The sequence below is a fragment of the Gordonia sp. YY1 genome (assembly GCF_009872315.1).
GTDB classification, from domain to species: Bacteria; Actinomycetota; Actinomycetes; order Mycobacteriales; family Mycobacteriaceae; genus Gordonia; species Gordonia amicalis.
On the sequence record NZ_WXYI01000029.1, the window covers coordinates 1 to 19,558 of the forward strand.

General features: G+C 68.8%; 16 protein-coding genes. 8 read left to right on the plus strand and 8 right to left on the minus strand.

Annotated features, from left to right (window positions below):
• Window positions 1–73 precede the first annotated feature (73 nt).
• Genes BPODLACK_RS22280 through BPODLACK_RS22290 form a run of 3 tightly spaced genes read right to left on the minus strand, consistent with a single transcriptional unit; the run spans window position 74 to window position 2,000 of the window.
• Window positions 74–676: an energy-coupling factor transporter transmembrane component T family protein gene (locus BPODLACK_RS22280; RefSeq protein WP_024497185.1), complete on the minus strand. Its 603-nt coding sequence runs from the start codon at window positions 674–676 to the stop codon at window positions 74–76.
• Window positions 673–1,347, minus strand: a complete 675-nt coding sequence (locus BPODLACK_RS22285) for an energy-coupling factor ABC transporter ATP-binding protein (protein WP_006434472.1) — start codon at window positions 1,345–1,347, stop codon at window positions 673–675. Before BPODLACK_RS22285 ends, BPODLACK_RS22280 begins: the two co-directional genes overlap by 4 nt.
• Before the next feature lie 26 nt (window positions 1,348–1,373).
• Window positions 1,374–2,000 carry a biotin transporter BioY gene (locus tag BPODLACK_RS22290; protein ID WP_035760077.1) on the minus strand — a complete coding sequence of 209 codons (627 nt, stop codon included), beginning with the start codon at window positions 1,998–2,000 and terminating at the stop codon, window positions 1,374–1,376.
• 49 nt (window positions 2,001–2,049) lie between these two features.
• Between BPODLACK_RS22290 and guaA the strand changes: the two genes are divergently transcribed.
• Entirely contained in the window at window positions 2,050–3,642 is a 1,593-nt protein-coding gene (gene guaA, locus BPODLACK_RS22295) for a glutamine-hydrolyzing GMP synthase (protein WP_006434474.1), read from the plus strand.
• Window positions 3,643–3,704: 62 nt separating this feature from the next.
• Here the strand turns inward: guaA and BPODLACK_RS22300 are convergent, their stop codons facing one another.
• Window positions 3,705–3,935, minus strand: a complete 231-nt coding sequence (locus tag BPODLACK_RS22300) for a hypothetical protein (RefSeq protein WP_006434475.1) — start codon at window positions 3,933–3,935, stop codon at window positions 3,705–3,707.
• A complete protein-coding gene (locus BPODLACK_RS22305; RefSeq protein WP_006434476.1) occupies window positions 3,932–5,392 on the minus strand; it encodes a PspC domain-containing protein in 1,461 nt (486 codons plus the stop codon). The genes BPODLACK_RS22300 and BPODLACK_RS22305 overlap by 4 nt, the downstream gene beginning before the upstream one ends.
• 150 nt (window positions 5,393–5,542) lie before the next feature.
• Between BPODLACK_RS22305 and BPODLACK_RS22310 the strand changes: the two genes are divergently transcribed.
• Entirely contained in the window at window positions 5,543–6,829 is a 1,287-nt protein-coding gene (locus BPODLACK_RS22310) for an ATP-binding protein (RefSeq protein WP_006434477.1), read from the plus strand.
• A gap of 23 nt (window positions 6,830–6,852) precedes the next feature.
• A complete protein-coding gene (locus tag BPODLACK_RS22315; RefSeq protein WP_035760078.1) occupies window positions 6,853–7,545 on the plus strand; it encodes a LuxR C-terminal-related transcriptional regulator in 693 nt (230 codons plus the stop codon).
• 80 nt (window positions 7,546–7,625) lie between these two features.
• Here the strand turns inward: BPODLACK_RS22315 and BPODLACK_RS22320 are convergent, their stop codons facing one another.
• Window positions 7,626–8,888 (minus strand): serine/threonine-protein kinase, encoded by a 1,263-nt coding sequence (locus tag BPODLACK_RS22320; RefSeq protein WP_006434479.1) that lies wholly within the window; start codon window positions 8,886–8,888, stop codon window positions 7,626–7,628.
• Window positions 8,889–8,967: 79 nt separating this feature from the next.
• Here BPODLACK_RS22320 and BPODLACK_RS22325 point away from each other — a divergent pair, with 79 nt between their 5' ends.
• The 3 genes from BPODLACK_RS22325 to BPODLACK_RS22335 all read left to right on the plus strand — a co-directional run bounded on the left by BPODLACK_RS22325 (window position 8,968) and on the right by BPODLACK_RS22335 (window position 12,715).
• Complete coding sequence (locus BPODLACK_RS22325) at window positions 8,968–9,999, plus strand: Rv2578c family radical SAM protein (RefSeq protein WP_006434480.1); 1,032 nt, start codon at window positions 8,968–8,970, stop codon at window positions 9,997–9,999.
• 255 nt (window positions 10,000–10,254) lie between these two features.
• The gene (locus BPODLACK_RS22330) at window positions 10,255–11,028 is read left to right on the plus strand and encodes a hypothetical protein (RefSeq protein WP_006434481.1); all 774 of its coding nucleotides are present in this window, start codon (window positions 10,255–10,257) and stop codon (window positions 11,026–11,028) included.
• A 16-nt stretch (window positions 11,029–11,044) separates the two neighbouring features.
• Window positions 11,045–12,715: a DNA polymerase Y family protein gene (locus BPODLACK_RS22335; RefSeq protein WP_006434482.1), complete on the plus strand. Its 1,671-nt coding sequence runs from the start codon at window positions 11,045–11,047 to the stop codon at window positions 12,713–12,715.
• A 5-nt stretch (window positions 12,716–12,720) separates the two neighbouring features.
• On the opposite strand, the gene BPODLACK_RS22340 is transcribed toward BPODLACK_RS22335, so the two are convergent.
• Both BPODLACK_RS22340 and BPODLACK_RS22345 read right to left on the minus strand, forming a co-directional pair.
• The gene (locus BPODLACK_RS22340) at window positions 12,721–13,806 is read right to left on the minus strand and encodes an alanine racemase (RefSeq protein ID WP_006434483.1); all 1,086 of its coding nucleotides are present in this window, start codon (window positions 13,804–13,806) and stop codon (window positions 12,721–12,723) included.
• Window positions 13,803–15,743, minus strand: a complete 1,941-nt coding sequence (locus BPODLACK_RS22345; protein WP_006434484.1) for an SDR family oxidoreductase — start codon at window positions 15,741–15,743, stop codon at window positions 13,803–13,805. The genes BPODLACK_RS22340 and BPODLACK_RS22345 overlap by 4 nt, the downstream gene beginning before the upstream one ends.
• A 176-nt stretch (window positions 15,744–15,919) precedes the next feature.
• On the opposite strand from BPODLACK_RS22345, the gene BPODLACK_RS22350 reads away from it, so the two are divergent.
• Together BPODLACK_RS22350 and BPODLACK_RS22355 are read left to right on the plus strand one after the other, a co-directional pair.
• Window positions 15,920–19,204, plus strand: a complete 3,285-nt coding sequence (locus tag BPODLACK_RS22350) for an error-prone DNA polymerase (RefSeq protein WP_159406273.1) — start codon at window positions 15,920–15,922, stop codon at window positions 19,202–19,204.
• Between the two features lie 48 nt (window positions 19,205–19,252).
• Complete coding sequence (locus BPODLACK_RS22355) at window positions 19,253–19,480, plus strand: DUF167 domain-containing protein (RefSeq protein WP_006434486.1); 228 nt, start codon at window positions 19,253–19,255, stop codon at window positions 19,478–19,480.
• Window positions 19,481–19,558 lie beyond the last annotated feature (78 nt).

Consider the following 19,558-nt stretch of genomic DNA (forward strand, 5'->3'; position numbering starts at 1 on the left):
ACGAACGCGGCCACACCGCACTCAGAGGCGACTCACCCGCCGACCGCGTACCCAACCTGGCGGGTCAGTACAGCTAGTCGAGCCCGCGTGCGGTGAGTGTGTCGGCGAAGCCATCCGCGGTGCGGAGGGCGGCGAGCACGACCGGCGCGACCAGAATCCGCGGACCCGGCCGGAGCCCGCGGGCCTGGCGTGCCTCGTCGACCTCGCGCACCACCTCGACCATCAGCGGGATGGCGCGGATCGTCAGTGCGAGCGAGATGGCGATGAGGTCGGTGCGCACCCCGATCCGTCGAAGCGGACCCAGGGCGCGCACGATCGCATCGAGCATGTCGGTGGTCCGGGTCGTCAGCGTCACGACCGTCGCCAGGGCGACCGACAGCGCCAGGACGCCAGAGATCACCACCGCGCGCTGCCAGTCGGTGAAGATGACCTGAAAAGCGAAGATGAACAACAACATCCAGGTCAGCGGGCGGAGCTGACGCCAGGCCTCGAGCGGGCCGATGCCGGCGAGCGCGAAGGTCGCGGCGACACCGAGGGTCGCGACCCCCAGCGTGAGCAGTGTCCCCACGGTCAGCGACATCACGAGGATCGCCACCGCCATGGCGACGAATTTGACGCCCGGTGGAAGCCTGTGCAGCAGGGTGTTCCCGGGACGGTAGACGCCGAGGACGTTCACGACATCAGGGTCCGGTAGAACGCGATGGCGGGAGCCGGCTCGTCGTCGGCGACCACCCGGCCTTCGTCGATCACGATGACCCGGTCGAAGCCATCGAGGATGTCGAGGTCGTGACTGACGACGATCAGCTGTTCGTCGAGTGACGCGAAGACGTCGGTGAGCATGCGGGTGTTGCGCAGATCGAGCAAGGTCGTCGGCTCGTCGGCGACGATGATCGCCGGGTCGGTCACGAAGATCGACGCGAGCGCGAGAAGTTGTTTCTGTCCGCCGGACAGTCGTTGAGCGGGATGGTCGGCGTGCTGGGCCAGACCGAAACGCTCGAGTACCTCGAGGGCCCGGACGGCGCGCTGCTTCTTGTCGAGGTCGGTACGGCGCAGCGACAGTTCGATGTCCTCGATGACCGTCGGCATGATGATCTGCCGGTCGGGGTCGGAGAAGATGAACCCGACACGGCGTCGGACCTCACGTTTGTGCCGGGCGACGAGAAGACCGTCGACGGTCACCGTGCCCGAGACCGGCACGACGAGCGCGTTGATCATCCGCGCCAGCGTCGACTTCCCGCTGCCGTTGGCCCCGACGATCCCGATCCGGTTCTCGGTGAGATTCAACGAGACGTCACGCAGCACGACCCGATCGTCGTAGGAGTGCGAGACGTTCGTGAACTCGATCATCGAGGTGTGGCGCCGGCCGGGTCGGCTCAGCTGTCGGCGCCGGAGCGCCGCGACAGTCGGAGCGGCTCGATGAGGCCGGGGCGGCCGCGGTGGATCTGCGCGGCCACCAGTGCGGCGACGACGACTTTGATCACGTCGCCGATGAGGAACGGGCCGTTCGACGTGATCGCCGCCCACACCGTCAGATCGGTGCGCAGGATCAACCCGAGGACGCCGAACAGGTAGATGACGAACATCCCGCCCAGTGCGTTGATCCCGATGCCCCAGAGCACGCGGTACCGCGGCCGGTCGCCGACCGCGAGCATCGCCGCAGTCAGCACACCGATGACGATGACCGCCGGCAGCCAGCCGACGAAGTAGCCGGCGGTCGGGGAGGCCAGGGCGGTGAGGCCGCTGCGTCCGCCGGACAGGATGGGGAGTCCCGCGATGGCCAGCACCATGAAGATGAAGACGGCGAGAGTTCCCTTCTTCGGGCCCAGGACGGCGCCCGCGAGGATCACACCCAGCGTCTGGAACGTGATCGGCACGCCACTGGAGCCGATGTTGATGGTCCCGGGCAGGCCGAGCGCGGCGATCAACGCGGCGAAGACGGCGGCCTGGGTGAGGTCGCCGATGCTCAGCGACCAAGCGGAGGTACGGGTAGATGCAGTCATGTCGGTGTCGAAGTATTTCACGTCGAGGTCGACCACTAGACTCGGCCGGGTGACAGACTCTTCTGCCGAGGATTTCCTCGAGGGCCCGCGGCCCGTACTCGTCGTCGATTTCGGAGCGCAGTACGCGCAGCTGATCGCACGAAGGGTGCGCGAGGCGCGGATCTACTCCGAGGTGATCTCCCACGACGTCCCGCTGGCGAAGATCCAGGAGAAGAACCCGGTCGCGATCATCCTCTCGGGCGGACCGGCGTCGGTGTACGCCGAGGACGCCCCGGAACTCGACCCCGCCGTCTTCGACCTGGACATCCCGGTCTTCGGCATCTGCTACGGCTTCCAGGCGATGGCGGCAAAGCTGGGTGGCGAGGTCGCCAACACCGGCGGCCGCGAGTTCGGCCGCACCACGTTCACGGTGAACAGTGGCGGTGTCCTGCACCAGGGCCTCTCCGAGACCCAGCCGGTGTGGATGAGCCACAACGATGCGGTGCAGCAGGCGCCGGAGGGCTTCACCGTCACCGGTTCGACGCCCGGCGCTCCGGTCGCGTCGTTTGAGAATCTCGAGCGCCGCATGGCAGGCGTCCAGTACCACCCCGAGGTGCTGCACACCCCGCACGGCCAGCAGGTCCTCACCCGCTTCCTCTACGAGATCGCCGGTCTCGAGGCCACCTGGACCGCCGCGAACATCGCCGACGCCCTCATCGACGCGGTCGCCGACCAGATCGGCGACGGCCGGGCGATCTGCGGTCTGTCGGGCGGAGTCGATTCCGCGGTGGCCGCCGCGCTGGTCCAGCGCGCCATCGGCGACCGTCTCACCTGCGTCTTCGTCGACCACGGACTGCTACGAGCCGGTGAGCGCGAGCAGGTCCAGCACGACTTCGTCGGCGCGACCGGTGCCAAGCTCGTCACCATCGACGCCGCCGACAAGTTCCTCGAGGAACTGTCCGGTGTCAGCGACCCGGAGACCAAGCGCAAGATCATCGGCCGCGAGTTCATCCGCTCCTTCGAGGGCGCGGTGAGCGAGGTCCTCGGCGAGGAGGCCGAGACGGGCGAGAAGGTCGACTTCCTGGTCCAGGGCACGCTCTACCCCGACGTGGTCGAGTCCGGTGGCGGCAGCGGCACCGCGAACATCAAGAGCCACCACAACGTCGGCGGCCTGCCCGAGGATCTCGAGTTCAGCCTCGTCGAGCCGCTGCGCCTGCTGTTCAAGGACGAGGTCCGTGCCGTCGGCCGCGAACTCGGCCTGCCGGAGGAGATCGTGGCGCGCCAGCCGTTCCCGGGTCCGGGTCTGGCGATCCGCATCGTCGGCGAGGTGACCGCCGATCGGCTCGAGATGCTGCGCAAGGCCGACCTCATCGCCCGCGAGGAGTTGACCGCCGCCGGTCTCGACGCCCAGATCTGGCAGTGCCCGGTGGTGCTGCTGGCCGACGTCCGCAGCGTCGGCGTCCAGGGTGACGGCCGTACCTACGGTCATCCGATCGTGCTGCGCCCGGTCTCGAGCGAGGACGCGATGACCGCCGACTGGACGCGCGTGCCCTACGAGGTCCTCGAGATCATCTCGACCCGGATCACCAACGAGGTCCCCGACGTCAACCGCGTCGTCCTCGACGTGACGAGCAAGCCGCCGGGCACCATCGAGTGGGAGTGACACCCCACATCAGGCCGGCATCGTGATCACGACGCCGGCCTGATGTGTTCACCCCTCGCCTTTCACCTCCGGGTGCGAGTCCCGGAGATGATCAGGATCAGTCCGATCAGCAGCCCGATGCCGACGGCGGCCCAGCCGAGGTCGGCTGCTTCGGGAAGTGCCGGCCCGCCGGCCAGACCCCACCCGGCGACGGCCAGTGCCGCGATCCCCACGATCCCCAATCCCGGTGCGCGGTGGGTTGATTCGGCGTAGTCCTCGGTAGCGGCGGGATCGCCGTTCATCTGCTCGCTCATCGTGTGACCTGAACCTCTCCCATGCCGGTGTGTGCGTCGATCTCGAGAACGGGTCCGTCGGTGCCGTCGCGCCCACCGTCGAGTCCGGTGGGGCAGTCGATGTCGCCGATCCCGGTGTCACAGGTGACACGGACGTTCATGTTCTCGGGCAACGCGACCTTGATGACGCCCATCCCGTTCTGGAGCTCCACCCGCCGGTCCGCGGTGAGGTCGACCTCGCGCAGGTCGAGGGTCATCTCGCCGACGCCGAGGGAGTACTCGGGTTGGATGTCGTTCTCCGTCAACGGCTTCCATACCCGATCGCCGGCCCCTCCGTTCGGGATCGTGATCCCCGAGACCGTCGTGGTGACGATCGTCGCGACGCCCAGCAGAATGGCCACGGGCAGGAGACCGGTGCTGTGCTCGCCGGTGCGTCGTCGGAGGGTTGCGGCCAGCAACAGGCCCGCGCCGACGACTGCGAGGCACAACGAGAGGACTCGGGGCGTGGTGAACCAGTCCACCCCTGCCTGATTCAGGGCGGCCCCGACCGCGCCGACGATGATCGCGAGTCCGAGGACGACCATGGTCAGCGGTGACCGACGGCGCCGAGGCTCGATGGACCTCACCGGGGCGGCGGGTTCGGGCAGATCCCAGGCGAACGGGGCCGCTCCCAACGGATCCCAGGCCGGCGGGGCCGGGTCGAGGTCGTCGGATGCCGGCACCGGAGTCGGCAGGGGAGACCAGCGTTGCCCGGCCGATCCGGTGTCGACGTCGCCCTGGATCATGCCCGTCTCCTTCGTTGCCGCCGCGTTCGGGCCGGTGTCGGTCGTAGACTTCTGCAGGTCGACGGTGGGTGTGCTCGCCGAGCTCGCGGCGGTCGTCCCAGAACCGGTCGTCCCGGAACCGGTCGTCCCGGTATCGCTCATGGTGCGTGGGACCCATCGTTCGAATTGCCCCGCCGATGGCGGTGGGACCACGACGTCGGTGACGGCCACGGTGTCGATGCTGGTGCCGGGTGGGGGCGTGGGCGTGCGCAGATAGAGCAGGTACCACCCGCCGAGCATCAGGATCGCGCCGACCAGGCCACCCGAACCCCAGGTGCGGTTGGGGCCGATCGAGGTGACGATCACGATCGCGAGGACGACCAGCACGATGACCTGTGGGTTGCCCCAGCCGTGGCCGTGACCGTGGCGCCGGTGCCCGCCGTGTCCGCCGGAGTACGCGGCGCGCAGTGCTTCGGCATGGGCGCGCTGGGACCCCGGGAACGCGATCCAGGCCGCCAGGTAGAGGATCAACCCGCTGCCGCCGAAGAAGGCGGAGACCACGAAGGCGACCTTCACGAGCGTGGGGTCGACGCGGTAGCGGGCCGCGATGCCACTGCACACGCCGGCGATGGTCCGGTTCTCCGGACGATAGGGGCGCGTCGACCACAGCTCCCTGAGCTGACTCTGGAACTCCTTGGTGTCCATGGGGATCATCGTGCTCCCTCGAGTGCCCGCAGCACATCGGGTGATCCCCTGATTTCCCCCCGGCCGATCGGGGGTGCGGGTCGGGCACCCCGAGTCGCGGGTGGAGAAACGGGGGTGAACCCCGATGTCCGGATTGGCCTGCCATGGGACCATCGAGGGGTGAGTGGAACGGAGGTGGAGCCTGCGCCGCGGCTGGTACGCCGGGACGGTGGCCGGGTGGTCGCCGGGGTCGCCGGCGGGATAGCCGACCATCTGGGGGTCGACGTCTTCCGCGTCCGGATCGTGTTCGTGGTGCTCGCCGCGCTGGCCGGAGCCGGGGTCGCGGCCTACGGTCTGCTCTGGTTCTTCTGCCCGCCCGGGAAGGACACCGCCCCGCCCGCACCGGGCGAGCGCCGGCAGTCCCTGGGGCTCGCGGTGATCGGGCTCGTCGCGATGTCGGTCGTCGGCTTCGCCGCCTCGGGCACACCTGCGGAGTATCTCGTTCCCTTCGTGTTCATCGCCATCGGCGCGAGCCTCGTGTGGCGGGAGTTCGACACCTCCCACCGCGCGCCCCGCGCCCCACTGCTGACCTGGACACGACTGATCGGCGGCGTGCTGCTCGTCGTCGGCGGACTCGTGGTGATCGTCGTCGCCGGCGATCGCAGCTTCGGCGGCCTCAACTCGACGATCCTCGCGGTGGTGGCGACGCTCATCGGCGTCGTGCTCCTCACCGTGCCGCTGTGGATGCGGATGTGGCGTGCCCTCAACGAGGAGCGCGCCGCACGCATCCGCAATGCCGAACGCGAGGAGATCGCCTCGCACCTGCACGACTCGGTGCTGCAGACCCTTGCGCTGATCCAGAAGAAGGCCCACCGTCCCGAGGAGGTCGCGCGGCTCGCCCGCAGCCAGGAACGGGAGTTGCGTGCCTGGCTGTTCAGCGACCCCGCGCAGGAACGCGGTTCGCTCTCGGCGGCGCTGCGCAGCGTCGGCGCGGAGGTCGAGGACGCCTATGGCGTCGACGTGGAGATCATCACCGTCGGTGATCTGCGGCCCAACGACGCGCGGGATGCGAAACGATGGTCGGCGCTGGCCGGGGCGACCAGGGAGGCGCTGGTCAACGCGGCCAAGCATTCCGGTGAGCGCACGGTCGACGTGTACAGCGAGGTGACCGAGGACCAGGTCGAGGTGTTCGTCCGCGACCGTGGCGTGGGCTTCGACCCGATGGTCGTCGACGACGACCGCCAGGGGATCAGCCGGTCGATCCGGGCGCGGATGGAACGGATGGGCGGTCGGGTGGCGATCACCTCGACACCGGGGCGCGGGACGAATGTCGCCCTGACGATGCCGCGCGTCGACCGTGTACCGGTGGTCGACGAGGTGGGCGCGGAGACCGGCGCACCGCCGGTGCAGCAGGCCCAGACGGAGCAGGCAGAGAAGGAAACAACGGACGACCGGAAGGTGCGATGACCCCCCAGCAGGCCTCGAACTCGATGGACACGACCACCGGCGCACCGGCGTCGGGCTACACCGTGTACCTCGTCGACGACCACGCCGTGTTCCGTTCCGGGGTGCGCGCGGAACTGGCCGACGAACCGGGACTGCGGATGGTCGGGGAGGCCGGTACGGTGCCGGAGGCGATCGCCGGAATCGTCTCCACCGCACCGGATGTGGTGCTCCTCGACGTCCACATGCCGGCCGGTGGCGGGGTCGCGGTGCTGCGTGGCGTACTCGACCGGCTCGGTACCGATGCGGCGTCGATGCCGGTCTTCCTCGCCCTGAGCGTCTCCGACGCCGCCGAAGACGTGATCGCGACGATCCGGGCCGGTGCCCGCGGGTACGTGACCAAGACGATCGACGGCGCCGAACTCGCCGATGCGGTGCGTCGGGTCGCGGAGGGCGATGCGGTGTTCAGCCCCCGGCTGGCCGGGTTCGTGCTCGATTCGTTCACCGGTAAGTCGTCGGCGCCCGAACCGCCGCTGGATCCGGAACTCGACTCCCTCACCCGCCGTGAACTCGAGGTGTTGCGACTGCTCGCCCGCGGGTACACCTATCGGGAGATCGCCGAGGAGCTCTTCATCTCGATCAAGACCGTGGAGACACACGCCTCCAACGTGCTGCGCAAGACCCAGCAGTCCAACCGCAACGCCCTTACCCGCTGGGCGGCGACACGCCACATCGGCTGATCCGCTGGTCGAGCCGTCTCCGCTGGTTGAGCCGCCTCCGCTGGTTGAGCTCGTCTTCGCTGGTTGAGCTTGTCGAAACCCTAGCGCAACAGCGCGATCGCGAGGACCACGAGCACCGCCAGCACGGCGAAGAACACGAAGACCGACACCGCGAGGGCCGTGCTCGAGGTGGCCGAGTTCCGGGACGGTTCCCCATAGCCGGGGTTCATCGGCTGACGATGGGGTGACGACGACTGGGAGGCAGCCGAATACGGCTGCGGCGTCGACATCAGCGTCGGGGAGTGGTGCTCCTGCCGCGTATGGGGGATGTCGCGTGAGCCGCGATCGCCGGCCGCGGTCGGGGCGTACGGCGGCAGGGTCGCGCCGGCCACCGGGCGATGGGGTCCCGTTGTCGACGAGCGGTTGGCGCGCTGCGCCCACACCGGCGTACCTGCCCCGGGGCGGGTGATGAGGCCGGTGAGCACCTGGTCCCTGGTGCCGCGGGAGCCGGCGGCGAAAGCGGTGAGGGCGTCGCGTGCCTCTGCCATCGACGGTCGTTTCGTCGGACTCGGCTCCAACAGACGGAGCAGCACCGGTTCGAGATCACCGGCCTTTGTCATCGGATTGATCCGCGCCCGGGCGACCTTGTGCAGCAACGCGATCGAGTTGTCGTCGACGCCGAACGGTGGCTGGCCCTCGACCATCGTGTAGATCGTGGCACCCAGCGAATAGACGTCGGAGGCCTCCATCGGCTCCGCGCCGCGGGCCACCTCGGGAGCGAAATAGGCTGGGGTGCCGGTGATCATGCCGGTCTGGGTGAGTGTCACATCGTCCTTGGCCCGCGAGATGCCGAAGTCGGTGATCTTGACGAGGCCGGCGTTGCGGCCGCCCTCGGCGATCAGGATGTTGCCCGGCTTGATGTCGCGGTGCACGATGCCGGCCGCGTGGGCCTCGACCATCGCGTCGGCCACCTGCGCACCGATCTGGGCGGCCTCCATCGGCTCGAGCGTCGTTGTGGCGTGCAGGATCTGGGCGACGCTGCGTGACGGCAGGTACTCCATCACCAGCCATGGCTCACCGCGGTCGAGGGCGACGTCGTGCATCGCGATGGCGTTGCGGTGCGAGAGCTTCGCGGCGATGCGACCCTCGCGCATCGCCCGCTTACGGACGTTGTCCGCGGAATCCTCGGTGAGGCCCTCGGTGGAGACGACCTGTTTGACGGCCACGTCGCGATCGAGGAGCTGGTCGCGAGCGAGCCACACCGTGCCCATGCCGCCGCCGCCGATCCGCGACTTCAGGCGGTATCGGCCGGCCACCAGGTACTGGGGACCTGGGGCATGATGGGTTCCGACGGACGGTGGCATACGGCGATGATAGCGGCGAGGGATCGCCGGCGGGCATCGCACTTGACAGTCCGATCGCACATGTGTTCGACTCGCTGGTATGCGATGGTCCGAGCAGGCGGTCGAGGTCGACGACGGGGCACTCCCCGGGCTGAGCCGCTCCGGCCTGGTGCGGTCGGTGCGGACGCCCGACTTCGAAGGTGTCACCTTCCACGAGGTGCTGGCGAAGAGTGCTCTCAACCGTGTCCCGGAGGCCTCGTATCTCCCGTTTCAGTTCACCGTCAACACTTTTCGCGGATGCACCCACGCGTGCCGGTACTGTTTCGCCCGGCCGACGCATGAATACCTCGACCTCGACGCGGGCAAGGACTTCGATTCCCAGGTGGTCGTGAAGCTCAATGTGGCCGCCGTGCTGCGCAAGGAGCTGAAACGACGCTCCTGGACGCGGGAGACCGTCGCGCTGGGAACCAACACGGACCCCTATCAGCGGGCCGAGGGCCGGTACAAGCTCATGCCGGGGGTGATCTCGGCGCTGGCGGAGTCCCGGACGCCGTTCTCCATCCTCACCAAGGGCACGCTGATCCGGCGTGACCTGCCCCTGTTGCGGCAGGCGGCGGCCCAGATCCCAGTGAGCATCGGGATCTCGCTGGCCATCATCGACCCGGATCTGCAGAAGAAGATCGAACCGGGCACACCGTCGCCGCAGGCCAGGCTGTCGCTGATCCGCGACCTCGCCGACGCAGGCCTCGCGCCTCATGTGATGGTCGCACCGGTCATTCCCTACCTGACCGACTCGACGTCGCACCTCGATGCGCTGCTGGAGGCGTTGGCCGCGGCCGGCGCGTCGGGCGTGACGGCGTTCCCGATGCATCTGCGGTCCTCGACCAAACCCTGGTTCCTGGAGTGGCTGGCCGAGGAGCACCCGGCGCTGATCCGCCGTTACCGCGGCCTCTATGGACGCGGTGCCTACGTGACACCCGAGTACTCGTCGTGGCTGCGGGAGCGGATGCAACCCATGGTGCAGCGCCACGGGCTGGCGGGCTCGGGCGGCCTACGGCAGTCCGGCGCGGATGCGGAGCCGGCGGGGTCGGTCGCCGCGCCCGAACTGCAGCACGCGCTCACCCTGTTCTGAGTCCCGGTCGCGCCACAGGTTTGCTTTCTGTGACGAAAGATGCGCCAGTGCAACGTGTTACGTCCGTCGATCGGGTGCTGATGGCTGTCGGTTGACGCTTGTCGGTGGGTGGTTCTACCCTCTGGGTATCGAAACAATGTTCGAATGATCGGCGGACGAGATCACTCTCGGATCATTCCTTGCGGCGGTTCGATAATCAGATGGCGCAGCACCTTCCCGGCTCGCTCGAGTACCACCACGCGACTGGAGAGTGTCATGGATGTGTCGTCCCGTACGGATGAATTGGCCGGACTCCGCCGACGCATGGCGGCGATGTCGGGGCGTCCCGACCGGCACGCGGTGGAGACGCGTGATCCGGCCGCAGGCGTGCTGCCGATCCCCGAACCGCTGTCGGAAATACTGCCGCACAACGGGATTCCGCGTGGAACGGTCGCCCGATTCGACGGTGCCAACTCGTTGCTGGTCGCGATGATCGCATCGGTCGCCCGCGCGGGCGGTCAGGTCGGGATCGTCGGGATGCCCCGGCTGAGCCTGTTGTCGGCGGTGGAGATGGGTGCGGACCTCTCGCGCATCGCCACCATCCCCGATCCCGGCATCGATCCGGTGGAGGTCGCCGCGGTGCTGCTCGACGGCATGGACCTGGTGGTGCTCGGCAAGGTCGGACCGGGGGTGGGCGCGGCGGATGCGGTCGCCCCGTCACGGGCGCGCGTGGTGATGGGACGCGTACGCAAACAGTCGTCGGTCCTGCTGGTCGCCGGTGGCACATGGCCGGGTGCGCAGCTGACCATCGAGGCGCGGGTGCTCACCTACCGCCACAGCCCGTTGGTGCCCGGCGCCACCGACCTGGACTCCGCACGCAGCGGTTACGGCCGCATCGGCGGGATGAGGCTGCAGGTCACGGCCTCAGGACGCGGCAGGCAGTCGCAGAGCACCGAGGTCGATCTCCTGGCACGAGGCCAGGGTGCCGGCCGGACGGTGGAGATGGTCTCGACGACGAGTGCTCGTCCGGTCCTCGCGGTCGCGAACTGATGGCAGGGGTGAACCGATGACACAGCAGGAGCTCGCCAGGCGGACTCTCGCACTCTGGTGCCCGGACTGGCCGGCGATGGCGGCGGCCGCCGAGGCCGATCTGCCGCCGTTGCATCCGGTGGCGGTGCTGTCGGCGAACCGGGTGGTCGCCTGTTCGGCGACCGCCCGGGCCGTCGGCGTCCGACGCGGCATGCGCAAACGCCAGGCACAGGCGGTGTGCCCGGAGATGACCGTGGTCGCGGCCGACGAGGGTCGCGACGGCCGGCTGTTCGATCCGGTGGTGGCCGCGGTGGCCGAGGTGATCCCGACCCTCGAGGTGCTCCGGCCGGGTCTTCTGGTGATCCCCGGTGATCGGGCGGCGCGCTACTTCGGCGGCATGGAGGCGCTCGCCGAGGAACTCGTCGACGTGGTGTCTGCCTGCGGTATCGAATCGCAGGTCGGCATCGCCGACGAGATCTTCACCGCGGTCCTCGCCGCGCGGCACGGCCATCAGGTGGAACCGGGTGGTGACCGGGCTTATCTCGCCGGGCGTCCCGTCGCCGATCTCGCCCTCGAACCCAGCATGAGCGACCCGTCACGTGTCGAGCTGGTGGATCTGTTGCGGCGCTTGGGGATCGGCACCATCGGCGCTTTCGCCGAGATGGACATCGCCGACGTGGCCACCCGATTCGCCCGCGATGCGGTGCTCGCGCACCGTCTGGCCAATGCATTGCCGGGGCGCGTGCCCTCAGGCCGGCATCTGCCGACGGAACTGGACGTCGACCACACCTGCGATCCGCCCGTCGACCGCATCGACGTCGCGGCGTTCATCGGACGTACCCTCGCCGAGAAACTGCATCGTCGTCTGCGGGACGCCGCGGTCGCCTGCACCCGACTCACCATCGAAGCGATCACCGAACGCGGCCAACAGCATTCGCGGACGTGGCATTGTGCACAGCCACTGACTCCGGAGACGACCGCGGACCGCATCCGCTGGCAGTTGGAGGGGTGGCTGACCGGTGGGCGGCGGGGGAACGGCGGCCGGGGAACGAATGGCGGGGGAACGAGTGGACCGGGCAAGGACACCCGTCCCGACTCGCCGATCGTGCGGCTGCGGTTGATACCGGTGGAGGTCGTCGAGGCCGGTGCCCTGCACTATCAGCTCTCCGACGCACTCTCCGGTGGCACAGCGGTCGACCCCGACGTCGAAGAACGCGCCCGTCGCTCACTCGTCCGTATCCAGGGACTGCTGGGTGGCGATGCGGTCCGTATCCCGGTGCTCAGCGGTGGGCGCGGACCTGCCGAGCAGATCACGATGGTGTCCCTCGGCGACGAACGGACACCGCGCCGCGACCCGTCCGCACCGTGGCCCGGCCACCTGCCGCAACCCACCCCGACAGTGCTGGTGGAGACGGCTGTCAGTGTGCTCGACGCCCTCGGCCAACCGGTGCGGGTGACCGACCGGGGAGCGTTCACCGCCGAGCCGGTGACCGTCCGGCTGTCGGAGTCGCCGGGTGGGGGGAAGAGCCGGAAGACGAGCTGGGGGTTGTGCTGGTGGGCCGGCCCGTGGCCGGTCGGCATGGACCGTGCATCCGCGGCAGGGACCACCGAACTGATCGCACGGGCACAGGTGCTGCTCGACGACTCACGCGCTCTGCTGCTGTGTTACCGCGGTGGGGAGTGGATCGTCGAAGGGGTCTACGAATGAGGTCTTCAGCTGTTACGACCCCGCGCGATCACCGGCCACCTGGTGTCCGAGCCGTCGATCGCCACCAGCTCGTCGACCAGGTTGACCGCGTTGCACACGTGGTTCGGCACCACGCGAACGAAGCTCCCGATACCCGGGATGTCCTCGTCGGGAGACTCCGCCGGGAACTCCACCACCGCATGATGTTCCGACAGCAGCACGATGCGGGCATCGTGATGGTCGAGGAGCCGGCCGTACCCGGTGGCCCAGGGTGCGCGGTCGGCGCCGAGGATCTTGCTGCCCGCGTCGAGGACGATCCGGTGGGCGTCCCGGCGCACCACCGTCGCGACCGCGGTCAACGCGACCTCGTCGAAGCCGCACGAGCCGATCTCCACCTGCTGCGCGTCGTTGAACGGATACACGCCGGGGCGGATCTCGGTGAGGACATCCGCATGTCCCGCGTCGAGGAAGCCGACCGTCGGGGTCGAACCGCCGCTCCGGACGCGGGGGTCGACGCCGTTCGCGCGCAACCCGGCGGCCGCCGTCGCCAGCGCGGCCACCTCCTGCTCGGCCGCGGCACGTCGGGTGTCACCGAGACCGTAGGAATGGCCGGGGAAGGTGAACACGCCGATGACGTCGAGTCCCGCCGCGACACCCGCCTCGGCGACGGAACCGGCCAGTTCCGGGGCGACGCCGGTGCGGTGCTGACCGGAGTCGACCTCGACGAGCACCTGCAGGCCGGCCGTGCCGAGCGACCTGGCGAGATGCCGGGCGCCGGCGAGCGAATCGACCCCCACTCGCAGACTGACCCGCTCGGCGAGCGCGCGCAGTCGAGACGCCTGGACGGCGTTCGGCCACAACGGGTATGCGATGAAGATGTCGGTGCACCCGGTGGCATCGGAGGCGTCGGCGAAGGCTTCGGCCTCGCCGATGGTCGCCACGGTCAGCCCCACCGCGCCGTGATCGATCTGAAGGCGGGCGATCTCGGCGCACTTGTGGGTCTTGGCGTGCGGCCGGACGTCGACGCCGACGTTCCGGGCTGCTCCGGCGAGTGTGGCGAGGTTGCGGTCCAGTCGGTCGACGTCGACCTCCAGGTACGGGGTGTCGATCACGCGTCGCGACCACCGGAACTGCGGGGACGCCCCATGGCGGCCGCCGACTCGCCGAACAGCAGGTACTCCTGGTGCAGGATGCGGGTGGTCAAATCAGGGGTGTAGCGATGCCCGAGTTCGGCGATCGTCCCGACGACCGAACTGACCCGTTTGGGCCGATCGATGATGGCGTGCAACACCCGGGACGCGGCCTTGTCGACATCCCAGGTGCCGGGCTGGTTGTCGTACGCCTCGGTGGGGGAGATCATCCGCGTCTTCACCAGCGGCAGACGCACATTGGAGAATGTCACATGATCGGAGACGGTTTCGGTGCCGGTCACATCGCTGAACGCCTCCAGCGCCGCCTTCGACGCCGCATAGGCGCCGAAGCGCGGACCGCGGGACTGCACCGCGATCGACGTCACGTTGACCACATGTCCCGACCGCCGGGCAACCATGTGCGGCAGGAGTCCGAGGATGAGGTTGACCGCGCCGAAGTAGTTGACCGCCATGACCCGGTGATAGTCGTGGGAGCGTTGCACCGAGTTCACGGTGGCGCGCCGGATGGACCGGCCGGCGTTGTTGACCAGCACGTCGACGTGACCGTGCTCCGCCAGTACCGATTTGACCAGCGCGTTGACCGATTCCTCGTCGGTGATGTCGCACTGATACGCCACCGCACGGCCGGGCGGGATGCCCTTCTTGCTGGTCGTCGAATTCAATTCGGCGGCGGCGGAATCGAGTTCGTCGGCAGATCGGGCCACGATGATCACGTTGGCGCCACGTGCGACGCACATCCGGGCGGTGGCCTTCCCGATGCCGCTCGACCCGCCGGTGATGAGAATGTTCTTGCCCACGAGAGGGCCGCGGGGGTCGCGACGCCGGTTGCGGGAACGGTCGAGGTGCGCAGACCAGTACTGCCACAGGCGGGGTGCGTATTCGGCGAATTCGGGGACACCGATCCCGTGCTCGTGGAGGACGGCGATGGTGGCGTCGGAGGAGAAGTCCACCGGCAGCGACACCGCGTCGAGCACCGCCGGTGGGATGCCCTGTTGGGTGGCGAGGAGATTGCGGCCGACGCGGGCCGGTCCCATCGCGGACAGCGCCAGTACCGGCTCGACCATGGCGTGGGGGACGGCGTCGAATCCCCGGGGTGCACCGAAGGACGGGGCGAGCGCGTTGTACATCTCGGTGATGGTGAGCGAACGCCGGTCCCCGAGGTGGAACACGAGTCCGCTGCGCTGCGGTTCCACGGCGATGAGCGCCACCATGGCTGCGGCGACGAAGTCGACGGGCACCATGTTGAGCGTGCCGAGGTCGGGCATCGGCAACCGCAGCTTCGACGGGAGACGTCCGAGCGCCGCGAGGTGACCGAAGAAGTAGTAGGGGCCGTCGATCTTGTCCATCTCGCCGGTCCGTGAGTCGCCGACGACGATCGAGGGCCGGTACACGCGCCACCGCAGGCCCTCGCGTTCGCGCACGACTCGTTCGGCCTCGAACTTGGTCCGGTGATACGCAGTCGGAAAGCCTTGCCCGACTTCGAAATCGGTTTCGTCGAAGCGGCCGCGGTGGTCGCCGGCCACCGCGATCGAGGAGACGTGATGCAACAGGGCGTCGTGGGCGATGGCGAAGTCGGCGACGCGTGAGGTGCCGAGGACGTTGGCGGCCCGTTGCGACTCGGCGCCGGCGGCCATGTCGTAGATCGCGGCGAGATGGACCACGTGGTCGAAATCCGGCAGGTCGTTCGCGTCGAGGCCGAGGCCCGGGCTGGTCAGATCGCCGACGACCGGGGTCACTCGATCGGCGGCACCGAGGTCGTCGAGCAGGGCGGTGAACGTGGATCGAGAGGATTCGCGCACCAGTGCGTGGATGGTCGCGTCGGGGTCGACGGTCAGAAGACGATCGATGACGCGCCGGCCGATGAACCCGCTGCCTCCGGTGATGAAGTAGCTAGTCATGTAGGGATCCCGTCATGTGAGCGGGCATGCCACCCGCTGGATGTCCCGTCCCCCGATGGGAGATGGAATCTGTCTGGTACTCAGAGTTGCACTAACTCGAGCCGGACGCAACGGCCTACGGGGATCGGCGGGGAATCCGGATGTCAATTCGAACTCGTGTTCGATAGACTGTTCGGGTGGGCTGGGATCAGGGACCACCGACGTGGTCGGAGATGGAGCGGGTGCTCTCCGGTCGGGCACCCGACGGCGGACGTCCGGGTACCGCCTTCGGTCCCGATGACAGCGACCACGCGATGTTCCCGGGCGACGGCGGCGACAGCCCCGCCTGGTCGCGCAAACGTGGTGCGTACCAGGCGGATGACATCACGCGGGGATCGTCGTCGGTGGCATACGCCGAACTCCACGCCCACAGCTCCTACAGCTTTCTCGACGGTGCGTCGATGCCGGAGGAACTGGTCGAGGAGGCGCAGCGGCTCGGTCTGGCGGCGCTGGCCGTCACCGACCACGACGGCTTCTACGGGATCGTCCGGTTCGCCGAGGCCGCCCGCGAATTCGGGATGCCGACGGTCTTCGGTGCGGAGCTGTCGCTGGAGCCCGACATCGCACGAACCGGACACAACGATCCCCCGGGAGAACACCTGCTGGTCCTCGCCCGTGACGGCGAGGGTTACCGCCGGCTGTCGCGGACGATTGCCGAGGCGCACATGGTCGCGGGCGAGAAGGGCTTGCTGCGCTACGACCGCGACGCCCTGGCCGGTGCCGGGGACGGGCATTGGCTGATCCTCACCGGCTGCCGGAAGGGCGCGGTCCGACGCGCGCTGGACCGCGGCGGCGTCCCGGCCGCGGAGATCGCGCTGCGGGAGATGATCGAGACCTACGGCCACGGCAACGTCGTCCTGGAGCTCACCGCCCAGGCCATGCCCGACGACGACGAACGCAACGCGGTGCTCGCAGGTCTCGCCGCGCGCGCCGGGGTGCCGACGGTGGCCACCACCGGTGCGCACTTCGCCGCGCCCCGACGCCGCCGGCTGGCGATGGCGATGGCGGCGGTTCGGGCCCGCACCGACATCGAGACCATCGCGGGCTGGATGCCGGGCGTGGCCGGCGCGCATCTGCGCAGCGGCGACGAGATGGCACGGCTGATGCCCGCGCACCTCGACGCGATCGACAACGCGGCCGGCCTCGCCGCCGATTGCGCCTTCCAACTGGGCCTGATCGCGCCGGAATTGCCGCCGTTCGACGTGCCGGAGGGTTACACCGAGGCCAGTTGGTTGCGTGAACTCACCATGACCCGCGCCCGGCGCCGCTACGGCACGCCCACCGAACATCCGCAGGCCTACCGGCAGATCGAGCACGAGCTCGCCATCATCGAGACCCTCACGTTCCCCGGCTATTTCCTGGTCGTCGCCGACATCGTCGACTTCTGCAAGGCCAACGACATCCTGTGTCAGGGCCGGGGGAGCGCGGCCAACTCGGCCGTCTGTTACGCCCTGGGGATCACCAACGTCGACCCGGTCGCCAACAAGCTGCTGTTCGAGCGGTTCCTGGCCCCCGAACGCGACGGGCCGCCCGACATCGACGTGGACATCGAGTCCGACCGTCGTGAGGAGGCCATCCAGTACGTCTACCGCCGGTACGGCCGGGATCGCAGCGCGCAGGTCGCCAATGTCATCACCTATCGCGGTCGCTCGGCCATCCGGGACATGGCGCGGGCCCTGGGGTATGCGCCCGGTCAGCAGGACGCCTGGGCGAAGTCCCCGGACACCGCACCATCGGACGTGACCGATCTGGCCGGTGAGATCCTCGGTATGCCACGGCATCTGGGCATCCACTCCGGTGGCATGGTGATCTGCGACCGGCCCATCGCCGACGTCTGCCCCACGGAGTGGGCGCGGATGGAGAACCGCAGCGTGCTGCAGTGGGACAAGGACGACTGCGCGGCCATCGGGCTGGTCAAGTTCGACCTGCTCGGTCTCGGCATGCTCTCGGCGCTGCACTATGCGATCGACCTGGTCGCCGAGCACAAGGGCATCGAGGTCGACCTCGCCACGCTCGATCTCGCCGAACCCGCGGTCTACGAGATGCTCTGCCGTGCCGATTCGGTGGGCGTGTTCCAGGTGGAGTCGCGCGCGCAGATGGCGACCCTGCCGCGGCTGAAACCGCGGTGTTTCTACGACCTGGTCGTCGAGGTGGCGCTGATCCGTCCCGGTCCCATCCAGGGCGGCTCGGTGCATCCCTTCATCAAACGACGCAACGGGCAGGAACCGGTCACCGTCGAACATCCGTCGATGTTCAAGGCCCTCGAGCGGACTCTGGGCGTGCCGCTGTTCCAGGAGCAGCTGATGCAGCTGGCCGTCGACGTCGCGGGCTTCGACGCCTCCGAGGCCGACCAGCTGCGTCGGGCGATGGGCTCCAAACGGTCGCCGGAGAAGATGGAACGCCTGCGCCAACGCTTCTACGCCGGCATGGAGCGACTGCACGGCATCACCGGCGACACCGCCGACCGCATCTTCGAGAAGATGGCCGCCTTCGCCAATTTCGGCTTCCCGGAGAGCCACTCGCAGAGTTTCGCGTCGCTGGTCTTCTACTCGTCGTGGTTCAAGCTGCACCATCCGGCCGCGTTCTGTGCAGCACTGCTGCGGGCACAGCCGATGGGGTTCTACTCGCCGCAGTCGCTGGTCGCCGATGCCCGCCGGCACGGGGTGGCCGTCCATCGTCCCGACATCAACGCCTCCCTCGCGCACGCGACTCTGGAGAACGAGGGCCTCGACGTGCGGTTGGGACTCGACGGGGTGCGCGGGGTCGGTGAGGAGGTCGCCCAACGCATCGTCGACCGTCGCGCCGACGGGCCGTACACCGACATCACCGACCTGTCCCGGCGTGCTGCCCTGAGCGCCAAGGAACTCGAGGGTCTCGCCGGGGCCGGGGCTTTCGACGGTTTCGGCCTCAGCAGACGTCAGGCGCTCTGGGAGGCCGGTGCTGCCGCGACCGTCCGCGACGATCAGCTGGAACTGCGATCGGCGGGTGCCACCCCGACGCTGCCCGGCCTGTCCGACATCGAGTTGGCGGCCACCGATGCCTGGGCCACCGGCATCACCCCGAAGACGTATCCGACGCAGTTCCTGCGCCCTCGGCTCGATGCGTTGGGGGTGGTGGCCGCAGACCGGTTGCTGTCGGTGCCCGACGGCGCGCGTGTGCTGATCGGCGGTGCGGTGACCCATCGCCAACGACCTGCGACGGCTTCGGGCGTGACCTTCATCAACCTGGAGGACGAGACGGGGATGGTCAATGTGGTGTGTTCGGTGGGCCTGTGGGCGCGGTACCGTGTACTGGCACAGACAGCACCGGCTCTGCTGGTGCGCGGCCGGGTACAGAATGCCGAGGGGGCCGTGACCGTCGTCGCAGATCGTTTGCAGCGCATGGATCTTCGAGTTGGAACCAGATCCAGAGACTGGCAGTAGCCCGCGGGAGGCCTGCCCGAGTGGGAAGACAATGAATCGGGGATATCGATGTCGCAGCAGGTTGTGGTGACCGTCAAGCCGAAGAGCAGCAAGGGTCCGCTGGTGGAAACCGGACCCGACGGTTCCGTCACCGTCTACGTTCGCGAGCCCGCCACCGAGGGCCGTGCCAACAAGGCCGTCGCCGAACTGCTCGCCTCACATCTCGGAGTGCCCAAGAGCAAGGTCGCGCTCATCGGCGGGGCGACCGCCCGCACCAAGCGGTTCCGGGTGGGCTAGTTGTTCTTCCCAGGGAGGTTGTGGACGGCGAGTCGCTCGATGGGTGATTTGCCGTCGATGCCTGTGTGGGGTCTGTGG